The sequence below is a fragment of the Mesorhizobium sp. M0701 genome (assembly GCF_040320365.1).
Lineage (GTDB): Bacteria > Pseudomonadota > Alphaproteobacteria > Rhizobiales > Rhizobiaceae > Mesorhizobium.
The window spans coordinates 36,705-52,095 of sequence record NZ_JAMYPO010000016.1 but is presented as its reverse complement, the minus strand read 5'-3'; the positions used below and the strand labels follow the sequence as shown (position 1 = coordinate 52,095).

Genomic DNA, 15,391 nt, shown 5'->3' with positions numbered 1-15,391 from the left:
GGGTTCGGTGCGATGCGGTTTCACCTCACGCACCGACGGTTTCGTCAGCCGGCACGCCCTCGGCGGCAAGCTCGTCTTCGGTGATCCAGCCAGCCTTCAGGCGAGCGGCCAGGACCATCTGCTCGGCATCGGCGCGTGATACGCCGTGGTTGGCGAGCACACCCGGGAATACCTTCGTCTCGCCGTCCTTGCGTTCCTTCCAACCGGTCAGGTCGTCGGCGGCGTAGCCGGCGAAATCCTCGATCGTCTTCACGCCGTCCTCGCCGAGCGTCACCATCATGGCGGTGGTGATGCCGGGAATCTCGCGCAGCTCGTCCTTGACGCCGAGCGCCTTGCGCTTCTCGTCATGCTCGGCTTCGATCTTCTCCAGATATTCGCGGGCGCGGGTCTGGATTTCCGAAGCCGTGTCCTCGTCGAAGCCGTCGATCGACGCGATTTCGCCGGAGTCGACATACGCGACCTCCTCGACGCTGGTGAAGCCTTCGGAAGCGAGCACCTGGCCGACCATCTCGTCGACGTCGAGGGCTTCCATGAACAGCGACGACCGTTCGACGAATTCCTTCTGGCGGCGTTCGCTCTCTTCCTGCTCGGTCAGGATGTCGATATCCCAGCCGGTGAGCTGCGAGGCAAGACGGACGTTCTGGCCGCGGCGGCCGATGGCCAGCGACAGCTGATCGTCGGGAACGACGACCTCGATGCGCTCGGCATCCTCGTCGAGCACGACTTTGGCGACTTCCGCCGGCTGCAATGCATTGACAATGAAGGACGCCGCCGAAGGCGACCATGGAATGATGTCGATCTTCTCGCCCTGCAATTCACCGACGACCGCCTGGACGCGGCTGCCGCGCATACCGACGCAGGCACCGACCGGATCGATGGAGCTGTCGCGCGAGATGACAGCGATCTTGGCGCGCGAACCCGGATCGCGGGCGACTGACTTGATCTCGATGATGCCGTCGTAGATTTCCGGCACTTCCATGGTGAACAGCTTCGCCATGAACTGCGGATGGGTGCGCGACAGGAAGATCTGCGGGCCGCGCTGTTCGCGGCGCACGTCATAGACATAGGCACGGACGCGATCGCCATACTTGTAGTTTTCGCGCGGAATCAGCTCGTCGCGGCGGATGATCGCTTCGCCGCGGCCGAGATCGACGATGACGTTGCCGTATTCGACGCGCTTGACGGTACCGTTGACGATCTCGCCGATACGGTCCTTGTATTCGTCATATTGCCGGTCGCGCTCGGCCTCGCGCACCTTCTGCACGATGACCTGCTTGGCGGACTGGGCGGCGATGCGGCCAAAATCCATCGGCGGTAGCTGTTCGGCAATGAAATCGCCGAGCTGGGCGTCCGGATTGCGCTCGCGCGCCGAGGAAATGGCAATCTGCGTCGCGTAGTCATCGACCTTCTCGACCACTTCCATCAGCCGCTGCAGCTTCATCTCGCCGGTGTTGGCATTGATGTCGGCGCGGATATTGGTTTCCTGGCCGTAGCGCGAGCGCGCGGCCTTCTGGATCGCATCGGCCATGGCGGCGATGACGATCGACTTGTCGATCGACTTTTCACGCGCGACCGCATCGGCGATCTGCAGCAGTTCAAGCCTGTTGGCGCTTACAACCATCTTCTTTCTCCCGAGCTTGTTGCCGACCTTTACGGCCGGCAGCCCAATCACATTTCCTGTTCGGTTTCGTCTTCCGCACCCTCTGGTGCGTCTTCGGGTTCGCCGCGGCGTTTCCTGGCTTCCTTGCGCGCCCGATTGTCCTTCGACAGCGCATCGCGGATAAGGTCGTCGGTCAGAATCAGCCGCGCTTCGGCAATCGCATCGTAGGGAACACGTACCGTCGGCTCCTCGCCGTAAGCGGCCTTGTCACGCTCGATCAGCACACCGTCCGCGTCGCTTTCGGCGATCTTGCCCTTGAAGCGCTTACCGTCGGCGACGAGAACCGACGTTTCCATCTTCACCAGATGGCCGGTCCAGGCTGCAAAGTCCGATTTGCGGACCAGCGGCCGGTCGATGCCCGGCGACGACACTTCGAGATGATAAGCCTTCTCGATCGGATCATCGACATCGAGCGCCGGCGACACCGCGCGGCTGACCTCTTCACAATCCTCGACCGTCATGGTGCCGTCCTCGCGCTCGGCCATGATCTGCAGCGTCAGCCCGTTCTGGCCCGACACGTGCACACGTACCAAGCGGAAACCAATGGCGCGCAGTACCGGCTGAACGATCAGCGCGATGCGCGCATCGATGCCGCTTTCGCGGATGATGCGGTCGTCGCCTTCGCTTGCCGTCACTGTCATTCGGTCCTGTCACTCGATTTCTGTTGGTCGGCAGGTAATAAAAAAGAGCGGGACCGGGTGGACCCACTCTTCGTCATAGCGACCAAGAATTTGAAGCTGATATAGACGATCGTGGTCCTCGTTTCAAGCCCGTCCTGCATGACGGCAAGGCTCCGAGTCCGCAGCGCTGCGCCAAATGCATGGCGCCCATGCAGTGATCCCCCTTTGAGCACCGGCCACGCACGACTATCTATGTTGCATTGCACAATTGGAGCGCTCACTGCGCTCAAAAGGGTACCATCATGAACAATCGTGGATTTTTTTCAGCCATAGGCGATGTCTTTAGCGTGTTCGGCAGCGCCGTAGCCGCGTCGCGGGCTGTGGAAAGCGGTCGCAAGCCGCGTGCGCATGATCTGCGCAATCTCGGCATGGAGCCGGCAGCCTTCGACAAGATCCGTCGCTTCTGAGCCAAGTGAGCGCCGAGAGCCTTCGGCCCGCTCGCCTTGTGCTCAGCTCTAATTTCCCGCTTATTTCCGCACGAAGGTGAGATAGGCGGGCCGTCGGCCTTCGCGAATGGCCTTGGCCTCATAGCGCGTCCCCGGCCAGCCATCATAGGGCCGGTGCCAGTCGGCTGCTTCGCTTGCCTGCCACGTGAAGGCGTCGTGCGCCCGGCAATGCAGGAGCGTCCAGTTCACATAGCTATCGATATCGGACGCAAAGTGGAACTTTCCGCCGTGCTTCAGGACGCGCGCGAAGCGGTTGAGATTGACCGGGCTGACGAAGCGCCGCTTCCAGTGCTTCTTCTTCGGCCACGGATCCGGATAGAGAAGGTCAATGCCGTCAAGCGAAGCCTGCGGCAGCCAGTCCAGCAGACGTGTGGCGTCGTCGTCGTAGACGCGCAGATTGGCAAGCGGCCGCTCCCGGACCGCCATCATCATCTTGGCCATGCCGTTGACGAAAGGCTCGACGCCGATAAAGCCGGTCGCCTGGCTGGCCGTAGCACGGTGCAGAAGATGTTCGCCGCCGCCAAAACCGATTTCGAGCTGGACAGCCGAAACTTCGGCTTCGAAAAGGCTCCGCAAGTCGGCCGGCGGTTCAACCGTCAGATCGAGCCTGTAGGCGGCGAAGCCGCTCTCCAGCGCCGCTGCCTGTTGTGGTCGAATGGCCTTGCCGCGCCGGCGACCGAAAAAGGCCTCGGTCGCACGGCTTGGCCGGTCCTTCGGATCCATAGGCGCCGCGGTTAGGCGGCGACTGCTTCGGCGACCGGTTCGGCGAGAGCGTCCTTGAGCGCCTTGGCGAGATCGGTCTTCTCCCAGGAGAAGGATCCGTCGCGGCCGGCCTTGCGGCCAAAATGGCCGTAGGACGACGTCTTGGCATAGATCGGCTTGTTGAGATCGAGGTGGCGGCGGATGCCGGACGGCGACAGGTCCATCACGGCGCGCAGGGCACGCTCGAGTTTTGCCTCGTCGACCTTGCCGGTGCCGTGCAGGTCGACGTAGATCGACAGCGGCTGGGCGACACCGATCGCATAGGAAAGCTGGATGGTGCAGCGATCGGCGAGCTTTGCGGCAACCACGTTCTTGGCGAGATAACGCGCCGCATAGGCCGCCGAGCGGTCGACCTTGGTGGTGTCCTTGCCAGAAAAAGCGCCGCCGCCATGAGGCGCAGCTCCACCATAAGTGTCGACGATGATCTTGCGGCCGGTCAGGCCGGCGTCGCCATCAGGCCCGCCGATGACGAACTTGCCGGTCGGATTGATGTACCAGTTGCAATTGTCGGCAATCTTCAGGTCGCCCAGTGCTTCGCGAATATAGGGCTCGACGACGTTGCGCACCTTCTTCGAATCCCACGTCTCATCGAGATGCTGGGTCGACAGCACGATCTGCGTCACTTCCGCCGCTTTGCCGTCGACATAGCGGACGGTGACCTGGCTCTTGGCATCCGGCCCGAGCCTGCCGGCATCACCGCTGCCTTCATGGCGCGCAGCCGCCAGCAATTCGAGGATCTTGTGGCTGTAATAGATCGGCGCCGGCATCAGGTCCGGGGTTTCGCGGCAGGCATAGCCAAACATGATGCCCTGGTCGCCGGCTCCCTCCTCGCCTTGCCGGTCGGAGGCGTTGTCGACGCCTTGGCCGATATCCGGCGACTGGCCGTGCAGCAGGACCTCGATCTTGGCTGTCTTCCAGTGGAAGCCGGCCTGCTCGTAGCCGATTTCGCGGATCGCCTTGCGAGCGACCGACTTGAACTTGGCCGGGTTGACAATCGGATGGCCGGCCGCATCCTTCAGGACGTTGCCCTCCTTGTCCTTCTTGAGCAGCGTCTCGGGGACGCGCACCTCGCCGGCGATGACAACGCGATTGGTCGTCGCAAGCGTCTCGCAGGCAACGCGGACCTTCCACGGGTCCATGCCGGTCTTTCTGGCTTCGCGATAGACGAGATCGACAATCTCGTCGGAGATGCGGTCGCAGACCTTGTCGGGATGGCCCTCGGCAACGGATTCCGAGGTGAAGAAGTAATTGTGCCGCGTCACGGGTGTCCCCTCTTGAAAAAAATATCGGCAGGCCGCCGATTTTGGCGCGCCAGTTGTTAACGGTGCCGGGCGTCGCTCGTCAAGCCATGCAGCCGTCCCGGCATGAATTTTGACGTTATTATCTTTGCATCCCGAGACGGCCGCAGGGCGCACTGCGATCAGCCCTGGCACCAACAGACTGAGGAAACCGGCTTCGAGGAAGCGTGTCGAGCGAAATCGATCTGCGCTTTAGCGCATCTGCGGAATGAACATCCCTCAATGCGCGCAGCCGCGAGAAATTGCATGCCCAGCTACGACGACCCCTTCCTTGTTGAACTCTTCAGGGGCCAGTCAATCGACTTCGTCGGTGGAAAGCGACTTCACCAGCTCGATGATCTTGCGGCGCACTTTCACGTCAGCGATCTTGACGAAGGCGCGATTCAGCTGGAGGCCTTCCGGGCTGCCGCAGAATTCGACGGCGGAGGTCATCGAAGCATCCTCGGCAAATCCACGGTTGCCCACGGGCTCCTGACCGGGCGCATCCTCGAAAAAGAAGGCGACGGGGACGCCGAGTATGGAGGCGATTGCCTGCAAACGGCTGGCGCCGACGCGATTGGTGCCCTTTTCGTACTTTTGGATCTGCTGGAACGTTATGCCGAGGTTTTCACCCAGTTTTTCCTGGCTCATTCCCAGCATATTGCGGCGAAGCCGGATGCGGCTTCCGACGTGGATGTCGATCGGATTCGGCTTTTTCTTGTTTTCTTCTGTCATTTTTTCCTCGCCGAATTTTTCCGGCTTTTTCTATTTTGCTGCCCAAACGACGCCGCGGCCCGTGCCCCAACAGAACGACCTTATCGACTTCGAAAATTTTCAGGCGCTTACAGTATGAGTTTCTAATGTGTCGGCTGTCAATTCGCCCGTAGCCTTTGCCTTACGTTCAAAATGCATGCCGCAACGGCAAGCAAAAACATGATCAGCATTCCGTTAATGCGTCGTTGGCCGGAGGAAACGATGGCTGTGTTGGAGATCGGCACACGCACATCGATCGCGCCGCGTGCATCGATTGCCAGCGCGTCAACGATGCGACCGCGCGGGTCGACAACGGCCGAAATGCCGTTATTAGCCGCGCGCAACAGGGGCACCCCATTCTCCACCGCCCGGATCTGCGCCTGCCTGAAGTGCTGGTACGGCCCCGGCGTGTCGCCGAACCAGGCGTCATTGGTGACGTTCACAATAAGCTCGGCTGACGTTGCGTCAACTGCGACCAGATCGGGAAAGATGACCTCATAGCAAATAAACGGCAGCGCCCGGATACCGCCGGGCAGCGCGATCGGATGCCGCTCATTGCCCGCCGCGAAGGTCATTGGACCGGCAACAAGCTGCTCAAGCCCGAAGCGGCCGAGCAGATCGGCGAAAGGCAGGTATTCGCCGAAGGGTACCAGGTGGACCTTGTCGACGGCATCGACGATTTCGCCCCTTTCGTCGATCGCCACCACAGAGTTGTAGTAACGGCTGCCGGCCGCCGAGCCGCCTTCCTCGCGAACGACGCCGGCGACCAGCATCTGGCCATCGCCAAGCATCTCTCCGATCGCAGGCAGGGCATCCGGACGTTCGGTGAATAGAAACGGCACGGACGTCTCCGGCCACAGGATCAATTGCGGCCTGTCATGGCCGGGTTCCGGCGCCTTGGCCGAAAGCCCCATCATGGTGGCGAAGATGCGGTCACGCACCGAGGTATCCCATTTTTCCGTAAGGTCGACGGCAGGCTGCACTATACGGACGTCAAGGCTGCGGGCGGCCGGCTTTTCGGGGGCGGCGAGCCGGATATAGCCGAAGCCGGCATGGGCGGCGACGAGAACGACAAGCAATGCCGCGCCGAGGCGGAGATGCCGGCGCGCCGCAAGCAGCGCCGGCAGCGCAAAGACGAAGACCGCAAGCGCGTTCATGCCGACCATGCCGGTCACCGATACGCTCTGCATCAGCAAAGGCACCGGCATCGCCGCATAGCCGACGGCATTCCAGGGAAAGCCGGTGAACAGGAAGCCGCGCAGCCATTCCGCCAAGGCAAAGCCGAAGGCAAGTGCCGCGATGCGGCCGATGTCATTGCTCCACAACAGCCGGGCGACCACGGCGGCGAAGCCATAGAAGAAGGCGAGCGCGAGGGGGATGCCGACCACCGCGAACGGCAAGGCCCAGGCGAAGCTGTCGGCCTCGACCAGAAGCGCCGAGCCGACCCACCAGAGACCGGCAAGAAAGTAGCCGAAACCGAACCACCAGCCGATGGCGAAAGCCGGCAGCAAGCGTCGCAGAAAACCGTCCGAGGCTTCGCCGGTCGCGCCGTCGAGTAGCCACACCAGCAGGGGAAACGAAACGAAACAGACGGCGAAGAAATCGTACGGCGCCTGGGCAAGAACCGCCAGCGCGCCGGCAAGAAACGCCACCAGCGCGCGCCGCCAGCCCCAAAGCAGAATTATCCGGCCGGCCTGGCGCTCCATCTATGCTTCCGAGTCGTGCGAATCAGGAAGCAAGATTTATCAGGCTGCGGGCTTGGCTCCAAACCGGGCGACCTAGTCCGCTCATAGCTATCGATGCCAGCCTTGTATCTTCAGCCCGCCCAGCCGCTCAGCCTCTTCGCGCGGGACGGAGCGGACAGTCTGGGAAAAGGTCCAGACATGGCCTTCAGGATCGCGCGCCCTGTACTGCCGTTCACCGTAGAGCTGGTCGGCAGGCTCCTCGACGATCTCGGCTCCCGCCGCCCTTGCACGATCGCAGTGGGCATCTATCCCGTCCTTCAGGCGTACATAGACCGACTGCGTGTTCTTGCCTGCAACTGAAGCCGGGCTGGCTATATGGTCGGCCCATTCGGAATCGACGATGATATAGTCGTCGCCGAACCGCATCTCGGAATGGACGAGCCTGCCATTAGCATCGCTGACCACCATGCTCGGCTCGAAGCCGAAAGCCTTTTCAAGCCATGTCAATGCGGCCCGCGGATTCTGGTAGAAGACACCCGAGCCCAAGGTTGAGTGCTTGAACGGGTCCTCAACCGGCATCGGGCAAGCCGCGTCCTTCAAGCCTGCTCGGTGCGGACGGCGCGGCGGCGGCGCTCGCCCTTCAGGGTCTCGACGATGCGCACGCGCTTGACGCGGCGCGGATCGGCGTCGAGCACATGGAACTCGAAGCCGGGTATGGCCTGCACCACTTCGCCGCGCGCCGGCACCCGGCCAAGCGTGTTGAAGATCATGCCGCCGATCGTGTCGACATATTCGCCGTGCTCGCCGGCGGCGAAATCCTCGCCGATCATCTTGGCGACATCGTCGATCTCGGCCTTGCCGTCGACGATGAAGACGCCTTCACCGGCCTGGGTGATCATCGGCTCGTCCTCGTCATGCTCGTCCTCGATGTCGCCGACCACCATCTCGACGATGTCCTCGAGCGAGACGAGACCGTCAGTACCGCCATATTCGTCGATGACCAAAGCCATCTGGGTCCGCGTCGTCTGCATCCGCCCCATCAGGTCGGAGGCGAGCATCGACGGCGGCACGAACAGCACCGGTCGGATCAGGTTGAGATCGCCGATGGTGCGCGCCAGATCGACCTGGGCGAGATCGAGAACCGTCGCGACCGGAGTTTTCCTGGTCGTCCTGCCCTTTCTGACGCGGGCGACCTTGGTGATGTGCGCCAGCACGTCGCGGATATGAACCATGCCGCGCGGATCGTCGAGCGTCTCCGAATAGACCGGCATGCGGGAATGGCCGGACTGCTCGAACAGCCCCAGAAGATCACCCAGCTTCGTGGTGATCTCGACCGCCTCGATGTCGGCGCGCGGCACCATGACGTCCTCGACGCGCACTTCGCGCAGGCGCAGGATGTTGTTAAGCATGGCGCGTTCGCCGGGCGAGAAGGATTCTGCATCGCTCGCCGTTTCGGCAAGCGCACCGGCAATCTCCTCGCGCAGGCTGGTGCCGTTGCGGTGCCTGAAAAGCCCGAGCACGCGATCGAACAGGGAAGGACCGGCAGGCGATGCCTCGCTGGCGAAGCTGCCGGTCGTGGTACTCGGACTCGAGCCCTCTTCCGTCGTTTCGGAAGGCTTGATCACACTGCCGGCGTCGGAGCGGGCGGCAGTCTCTGGTTTGTCGTTCATCATCGTCCGGTCAATTGGTCTTTTGTAATTACGTGTAGGGATCGGGAATGGCAAGCCTCGCAAGTGCTGCGCGCTCTGTCGCTTCCATCAGTTCCGCTTCGGCATCGGTTTCGTGATCATAGCCCAGCAAATGCAGCAGGCCATGGATGACGAGATGGGAGATATGGTCCTCGATGGGCTTGTCTTCCAGTGCCGCCTCGCGCGCGACAGTCTCGGCGGCCAGCACGATGTCGCCGAGCATCGGCGGCAGAGGCCCGCCCCTGGCAAACGGAAAAGCGGGAAAAGACAGGACGTTGGTCGGCTTGTCCTTGCCGCGCCAGCCGGCATTGAGCGTGCCGATACGGGCATCGTCGGAAAAGACGATGCTGAGCTCGGAACGCCCGTCGGCACCGGTTTCGGCAAAGGCGGCCGAGACGGCGTGGTCGACCAGCCGCGTCAGCGTCGTCTCGTCGGGCCAGTCGCCCGCCTCGATCGCGATATCGATTTCGACGGGAAGCGGTCCCCCCGCCTTTTGCTCCTCAGCCATGCGGCCGCATAATCGTATCAGCTTTCGACACCCAAACCCCTGGCCAGCTTGCCGTCCCGGTCGTAGGCCTTGACGATCTCGGCGACCAGCGGATGCCTGACGACGTCGCCTTCGTTGAAGCGGACCGTCACCATGCCGGTGACGCCGTCGAGGATTCTCAGCGCCTCGACCAGGCCGGACTTGGTGTTTGGCGGCAGATCGATCTGGGTCGGATCACCGGTGACGATCATGCGCGAGTTCTCGCCGAGCCGGGTCAGGAACATCTTCATCTGCATCGGCGTGGTGTTCTGCGCCTCGTCGAGTATGACGGCAGCGTGCGCCAGCGTACGGCCGCGCATGAACGCCAGCGGCGCGATCTCGATGACCTCTGCGGCAATCGCCCGCTCGACCTTGTCGGCCGGCATCATGTCGTAGAGCGCGTCATAGAGCGGCCGCAGATAGGGATCGACCTTCTCCTTCATGTCACCCGGCAGAAAGCCAAGCCGTTCGCCGGCCTCGACCGCGGGGCGCGACAGCACGATGCGTTCGACCATGCCGCGTTCGAGCAGCATTGCCGCATGCGCCACCGCCAGATAGGTCTTTCCGGTGCCGGCCGGGCCGATGCCGAAGACGAGTTCCGACCGCTCCAGCGCGCGCATGTAGGCGTCTTGGTTCAGCGAGCGGGCATAGATCGTCTTCTTGCGCGTCGATATCTGGGCGGCGGACACCTTGCCCTTGCGCTCCAGCGTCGGCAGCGTCAGCTGATCGTCGCTGGCGATCGCCATGCGCACGGCGCCATCGACATCGGACTGGCCGATGTCGGTGCCTTTCTGCAGAATGCCGTAAAGATTGTCCAAGGCGCGGCGTGCCTGCTCGGCGGCCGAGGAAGAGCCCTTGATGGTCAATTGATTGCCGCGCGAGCGGATATCGACGCCGAGCTTCTGCTCGAGTCGGGCCAGATTCTCGTCGAACTGGCCGTAAAGGGCGCTGGCAAGCTTGTTGTTGTCGAAAGTCAGTACGATGTGCGCGATATCCGAGGCCCCCGAGGGTAGGTTCTGGGGCAGGTTCTTCACTTCAGCAGCGCTCAACCGTCTCTCCTCATCTGCCGAGACCTTCAGGCCAATTCGGCGAACAGGCTGTTGTAGCCCGTCTTCGTGATTCGTACCTGGATAATGTCACCGATTTCGCCGGCCTTTTCATCAACAATAACCGGCTGCAGCCAGGGCGAGCGGCCAACCTTCTGGCCGGCCTGGCGGCCCGGCTTTTCGATCAGCGTGTCGATGGTCCTGCCGATCAGGCTGGTGCCGAAATCCTGCTGCTGTTTCAGCAGCAGCGCCTGCAGCCGCTGCAGGCGCTCGTCCTTGACGGCCTCCGGCACGTGATCGCTCATCTCGGCGCCCGGCGTGCCGGGGCGCGGCGAATATTTGAACGAAAAGGCCGAGGCATAGTTGACGTCTTCGACCAACTGCATGGTCGCCTCGAAATCGTCTTCCGTCTCGCCGGGAAAGCCGACAATAAAATCGCCCGACAGTGCAATATCGTTCCGTGCGGCACGGATGCGGTCGATCAACGTCAGATAGTCTTTGGCCATATGCCTGCGGTTCATCGCCTTGAGTATGTGGTCGGAGCCGGACTGCACCGGTAAATGTAGATAGGGCATCAGCGTCGGCAAATCACGATGGGCGGCGATCAATTCATCGTCCATGTCGCGCGGATGACTGGTTGTGTAGCGCAGCCGCGCCAGGCCTGGAATCTCGGCCAGCCTGAACAGCAGCCGGCCAAGGCCCCATTCCTCGCCGTTTTCGCCTCTTCCATGCCAGGCATTGACGTTCTGGCCGAGCAGCGTCACCTCGCGCACGCCGGCATCTGCCAGGCGCTCGGCCTCGGCGACGATCTGTGCGACCGGCCGCGAGACTTCCGAGCCGCGCGTATAGGGCACGACACAGAAGGTGCAGAACTTGTCGCAGCCTTCCTGAACGGTCAAGAACGCCGTCACGCCGCGCCTGATCAGTTCGGCGCGCTTCGGCTGCGGCAGATACTCGAACTTGTCCTCGACGGCATAGTCGGTCTCGACGATCTTTTCGCCGCCACGCGACCTCGCCAGCACACCGGGCAGCCGGTGGTAGGTCTGCGGGCCGATGACCAGGTCGACGGCCGGCGAGCGGCGGATGATCTCGGCACCCTCGGCCTGCGCCACGCAGCCGGCGACGCCGACCAGCATTTCGCGCCCGGCCTTTGCACGCTCGGCCTTCAACTCACGGATGCGCCCAAGTTCGGAATAGACCTTTTCCGCCGCTTTCTCGCGGATGTGGCAGGTGTTGAGCAGCACCAGATCGGCCTCGCCGATAGCGTCTGTCGCGGCATAGCCGTCGGCCGCCAGCGCATCGGTCATGCGCTGCGAATCGTAAACGTTCATCTGGCAGCCATAGGTCTTGACGAAGACCTTTCTGGTCGCGGCAGGCGGAACGACCAGGTTTTCGGCGGCAGCGCCGATGTCGTCGCGTTCTATCGTGTTCAATTCCATTTCGCGGCTTCTAGCGCCTTTCCCCGACAAAAAACAGACGAATCTGGCCGGGACCTGCGCAGCCTACCGGCTCGGACGCGGTTCGGCGAGCGCCGCCTGCACCATCTCGCGCACCTGGCGTTCCATCTGCTTTGCCGTCTCCTTGCGGCTTGAGCCCTTGGAGAAAGCAATCGCCTCGCCAAAATGCACCTCGACGTCGAGGGCGCCCTCGGCCATCAGCACCTTGAGGTGCGGCATCAGCTCCTCGTCGCCGATCCAGGCGGCAACCGGCCGATGCCGGCGGCCGAGCGGCACGCCATGCAGGCGCGTATAGACGATCGCCACCGGCTGGATGAAGACCTGTTCGGCCGCCCCTTCCGCAATCGCCATTGTGGCGGCGCCGAACAGCGTGCTCTTGAACGGCAGGATCATGTTGCCGTCGCCGGTCGAGCCTTCGGCGAACAGCACCATGGCGTCGCCCTTGGCCATGCGGTCGGCGATCTCGCTGGCCTGGTCGCCCGACGAACGCTTGCGCTCACGTTCGATGAATACCGTGCGCTGCAGCTTCGACAGCATGCCGATCAACGGCCAGCCGGCCATATCGGCCCTGGCGATGAACGTCACGTCGACCATCGACCCCAGCACCATGATGTCGGTCCAGGAGATGTGGTTGGCAGCAATCAGCAATGGGCGCTGGCCGGACAGCGCTCCCTTGACATGGATGCGCAGCCCCAGCGTCCTGACAATCATCCTGTGCCAGATTTTCAGGATGAAGGTCTCGCGCCAGAGCCCGGTCCGCATCGACAAGATCTGCAGCGGCACAAGCACCAGCGAGCCGACGACAACCAGCCCCAGCGCCAGGAAAATCCTGATTTTTCCGATCATCCGCACCACCCCGGCGTTTGGCTAACGAAGATCGCGGCGCATGACAAGCGCGCCGGTCGGGCCGTGCTCCGGCGACTTGTAATAGTTGGCACGCTTGCCGACTTCGCGGAAGCCGAACCGCCGGTAGAGCGCGGTCGCGGCGACATTGGTCTCGTCGACCTCCAGGAAAAGCGCCTCGGCGCGCTGTGCGTGCAGTTCACGCAGCACCGCATCCATCAATTGCCAGCCGAGCCCCCGGCGCCGATGCGAGCGTGCCACCGCGACCGTCAGGATCTCCCCCTCGCCGGCCGCCAGCCGCGCCAGCACGAAGCCGACCGGCGGCTTGGCACCCTGTCCGGTCTCGCGCGCGGCATAGCCGAACACCGTGTCCTGCTCGAGCAGCGCGGCGAATTCGTCGTCGGTCCACGGCCGCGCGAAATCCTCGCGATGCAGCACCGACATGGCCGCGCTATCGGCAACCGTCAACGGCTCGAGCGCATAGTCCCTGCGGCGCGACTGGAGGAAGGGAATGCGCATCAGGACTTGTTTCCGTTTGGACCATGATCTTTTCCCAAAACCGGTTTCCACTTTTTGGGATCATGGTCTTGCCTCGATAGAATAAAGCCTCCCTGAGGCTTTGCGTCGGCGCCGCGCAGTCCCTGAGGCTTTGCGTCGGCGCCGCGCAGATAGAGCGGTTTCGGCTTTTCGCCCTTGCCCTTTTTACCGGCACGTTGGGCGGCGGCCAGCCGGGCATAGACGGCGATGTCGGCGGTGGCCGCTGTCGCGCCGACGTCGAAGGCGCGCCCGGCCGAGGCGGCAATTTGCGTTGCCGCCGTACCGGCGAGAACCGCGGAGCTGTCAACCGCGATGGCGGCGGCTTGCGAGAGCGTGGTCACCGAGGGACCGTAAATCAAAACGGATGCTTCATCGTAGAGTGCCGCATGGATTTCCTCGCGCCCTGCATCGAGCGCGGCGAGCACGGCGCGACCGGGAAATGCCGCTCTCGCTTGCGCCGCCAGGGCCTCCAGAGTCGTCACGCCGATCGCCGGGATTTTCAGCGCCAGCGCAAGGCCGCGCGCCGCCGAGACGCCGACGCGCAGACCGGTGAAGGAGCCCGGACCGGTGGAAACGGCAATGGCGCCGAGGCTGGCATAATCGGTTCCAGCCGCCTTCAATGCTCCCTCGATCACGGCCATCAAATGTTCCGCATGGCCCTTGCCAAGATCGATCACCGAACGGCCGAGTTCCTTCCCAGCCGCCGCGTCGTAGACGCAGGCGGCGCAGAGATTGGCGGCACAGTCGATGGCAAGTAAATTCATGAAGCGGCCGGTTGAGACAGTTTCGAAAACAGCTTCCCTCTGCCCGCCAGGGCTCATCACCGCAAGGGCATAATGGATAAATCGTCAGGCGACTTTGCTTCGGCTCAGGTTCAAGACGGTAAGTTTCGACGAACGTAACTGCCACAAATCGGTGCCAGGACTAGCCGATCTGCTCGATACGCAGCACGTGATTATCCCAGACATAGTCCGGCTCGGAACGGGTCGCACCACCGGCTTCGATGATTTCGCCGGCGCCGGTCGTCGCCATGAAGCTTTCCCCATCGGCTGCAACGCCGCAAACCTCGACCAGCGCCTTGGTGGCGACGATGCGGCCGCTGGCCGTGTCGATCACGGCGAGCGAATTGCCCTCAGGCGAAGACACGGCGATAGTGCCGGCGGCAGGGTTGGCGGCGACCGAGCCGATATAGTTCCTGAAGGCCGAGAGCACGTCCTGCGACATGTCGAGCAATTTCAAGTCCTTGCCCGGCGGCGCGCGGCCGAGCAGCGGGGGACGATCGGTGCCCGGCCCCCTGTACTGGCAGCCGAACCAGACGGTGCCGGACCGGTCGGCATCCATATGGCGGATCGACAATTGGTGCAGCGCCGGCGGCAATTCGTGCTTTTCGGTGAGATCGCCCGTGAGACGGTCGACCAGCACGTAGGATGGCCGCATCGTTGCGATGTTGAGCTCGGCGCGGCCATAATCCGGATGCGTCTCGATGCCGCCATTAGCCACAGCAATCGTCCTGCCGTCGGAAAGCAGCAAAAGCTCGTGTGGGCCTATGCCGTAGGTCGGGAACTCGCCGATGCGCTTGAATTTCGCATGCGCGTCATAGACGCCGACGACGCCGGCGGCATTGTCGAAATCGTTCTCGGTGGCGTAGAGCAGCGTACCGTCGGCCGAGAACACGCCGTGGCCGAAGAAATGCCGGCCGGCAACGCTGGCAACGGTCTGCGGTTCATCGCGGCCGGTATGGTCGAAGACGACAGCAAAGGTGCCCGGCTGCCTGGCAAACACCACCGAACGCTTGGACACCGGGTCGAAGGTAACGTCGTGGCCCCGATCGGGCAGATCGATCGTGTGCAACAACTTGCCGGCCTCGGACAGGACGGCCGCGCCATAGCTGCCGTCGCGCTTGACGAAAGCGGTGGCGAAGACCGAGTCGGCGTCGAGTGTCTTTGCCCAGGCCGACGGCGCCATCGCCGCTACGAAACCAGCGCCTGCGGCCCTCAGGAAATCGCGCCGATCGATCAGCGGCGTCCTCAT

The 15,391-nt window shown here is 63.0% G+C and carries 16 protein-coding genes; 1 reads left to right on the top strand and 15 read right to left on the bottom strand.

What is annotated here, in order from left to right; genetic code table 11:
- Nucleotides 1-25: 25 nt before the first annotated feature.
- Together nusA and rimP are read right to left on the bottom strand one after the other, a co-directional pair.
- Nucleotides 26-1,621 (bottom strand): transcription termination factor NusA, encoded by a 1,596-nt coding sequence (gene nusA, locus NKI24_RS17325; RefSeq protein ID WP_023676901.1) that lies wholly within the window; start codon nucleotides 1,619-1,621, stop codon nucleotides 26-28.
- Nucleotides 1,622-1,668: 47 nt separating this feature from the next.
- Nucleotides 1,669-2,301 (bottom strand): ribosome maturation factor RimP, encoded by a 633-nt coding sequence (rimP, locus tag NKI24_RS17320; RefSeq protein WP_352746918.1) that lies wholly within the window; start codon nucleotides 2,299-2,301, stop codon nucleotides 1,669-1,671.
- Nucleotides 2,302-2,582: 281 nt separating this feature from the next.
- Here rimP and NKI24_RS17315 point away from each other — a divergent pair, with 281 nt between their 5' ends.
- A complete protein-coding gene (locus tag NKI24_RS17315) occupies nucleotides 2,583-2,747 on the top strand; it encodes a hypothetical protein (RefSeq protein WP_352448601.1) in 165 nt (54 codons plus the stop codon).
- Between the two features lie 60 nt (nucleotides 2,748-2,807).
- Here NKI24_RS17315 and trmB read toward each other — a convergent pair whose 3' ends face one another.
- The 13 genes from trmB to NKI24_RS17250 form a co-directional block, all read right to left on the bottom strand.
- Entirely contained in the window at nucleotides 2,808-3,509 is a 702-nt protein-coding gene (trmB, locus tag NKI24_RS17310; protein WP_352448600.1) for a tRNA (guanine(46)-N(7))-methyltransferase TrmB, read from the bottom strand.
- Nucleotides 3,510-3,520: 11 nt separating this feature from the next.
- On the bottom strand, nucleotides 3,521-4,810 hold the full coding sequence (metK, locus tag NKI24_RS17305) for a methionine adenosyltransferase (RefSeq protein WP_023676896.1): 1,290 nt from the start codon (nucleotides 4,808-4,810) through the stop codon (nucleotides 3,521-3,523).
- Between the two features lie 330 nt (nucleotides 4,811-5,140).
- The gene (locus tag NKI24_RS17300; protein WP_023676895.1) at nucleotides 5,141-5,560 is read right to left on the bottom strand and encodes a helix-turn-helix domain-containing protein; all 420 of its coding nucleotides are present in this window, start codon (nucleotides 5,558-5,560) and stop codon (nucleotides 5,141-5,143) included.
- 137 nt (nucleotides 5,561-5,697) lie between these two features.
- Entirely contained in the window at nucleotides 5,698-7,284 is a 1,587-nt protein-coding gene (lnt, locus tag NKI24_RS17295) for an apolipoprotein N-acyltransferase (RefSeq protein WP_352746914.1), read from the bottom strand.
- A gap of 87 nt (nucleotides 7,285-7,371) precedes the next feature.
- Complete coding sequence (locus NKI24_RS17290; protein ID WP_352448598.1) at nucleotides 7,372-7,842, bottom strand: VOC family protein; 471 nt, start codon at nucleotides 7,840-7,842, stop codon at nucleotides 7,372-7,374.
- A gap of 17 nt (nucleotides 7,843-7,859) precedes the next feature.
- Nucleotides 7,860-8,933 carry a hemolysin family protein gene (locus NKI24_RS17285; protein ID WP_352448597.1) on the bottom strand — a complete coding sequence of 358 codons (1,074 nt, stop codon included), beginning with the start codon at nucleotides 8,931-8,933 and terminating at the stop codon, nucleotides 7,860-7,862.
- Nucleotides 8,934-8,961: 28 nt separating this feature from the next.
- Nucleotides 8,962-9,459: an rRNA maturation RNase YbeY gene (ybeY, locus tag NKI24_RS17280; RefSeq protein ID WP_352746911.1), complete on the bottom strand. Its 498-nt coding sequence runs from the start codon at nucleotides 9,457-9,459 to the stop codon at nucleotides 8,962-8,964.
- A 17-nt stretch (nucleotides 9,460-9,476) separates the two neighbouring features.
- Nucleotides 9,477-10,526, bottom strand: a complete 1,050-nt coding sequence (locus NKI24_RS17275) for a PhoH family protein (RefSeq protein ID WP_023676891.1) — start codon at nucleotides 10,524-10,526, stop codon at nucleotides 9,477-9,479.
- A 26-nt stretch (nucleotides 10,527-10,552) separates the two neighbouring features.
- On the bottom strand, nucleotides 10,553-11,962 hold the full coding sequence (miaB, locus tag NKI24_RS17270) for a tRNA (N6-isopentenyl adenosine(37)-C2)-methylthiotransferase MiaB (RefSeq protein ID WP_352746908.1): 1,410 nt from the start codon (nucleotides 11,960-11,962) through the stop codon (nucleotides 10,553-10,555).
- A gap of 63 nt (nucleotides 11,963-12,025) precedes the next feature.
- Nucleotides 12,026-12,826: a lyso-ornithine lipid O-acyltransferase gene (olsA, locus tag NKI24_RS17265; protein ID WP_352448594.1), complete on the bottom strand. Its 801-nt coding sequence runs from the start codon at nucleotides 12,824-12,826 to the stop codon at nucleotides 12,026-12,028.
- A gap of 21 nt (nucleotides 12,827-12,847) precedes the next feature.
- Nucleotides 12,848-13,342: a ribosomal protein S18-alanine N-acetyltransferase gene (gene rimI / locus NKI24_RS17260; protein WP_352448593.1), complete on the bottom strand. Its 495-nt coding sequence runs from the start codon at nucleotides 13,340-13,342 to the stop codon at nucleotides 12,848-12,850.
- Nucleotides 13,342-14,124 carry a tRNA (adenosine(37)-N6)-threonylcarbamoyltransferase complex dimerization subunit type 1 TsaB gene (tsaB, locus tag NKI24_RS17255; RefSeq protein ID WP_352448592.1) on the bottom strand — a complete coding sequence of 261 codons (783 nt, stop codon included), beginning with the start codon at nucleotides 14,122-14,124 and terminating at the stop codon, nucleotides 13,342-13,344. Before tsaB ends, rimI begins: the two co-directional genes overlap by 1 nt.
- A 160-nt stretch (nucleotides 14,125-14,284) precedes the next feature.
- Nucleotides 14,285-15,391, bottom strand: coding sequence for a DUF1513 domain-containing protein (locus NKI24_RS17250; RefSeq protein ID WP_352448591.1), 1,107 nt, complete (start codon nucleotides 15,389-15,391; stop codon nucleotides 14,285-14,287).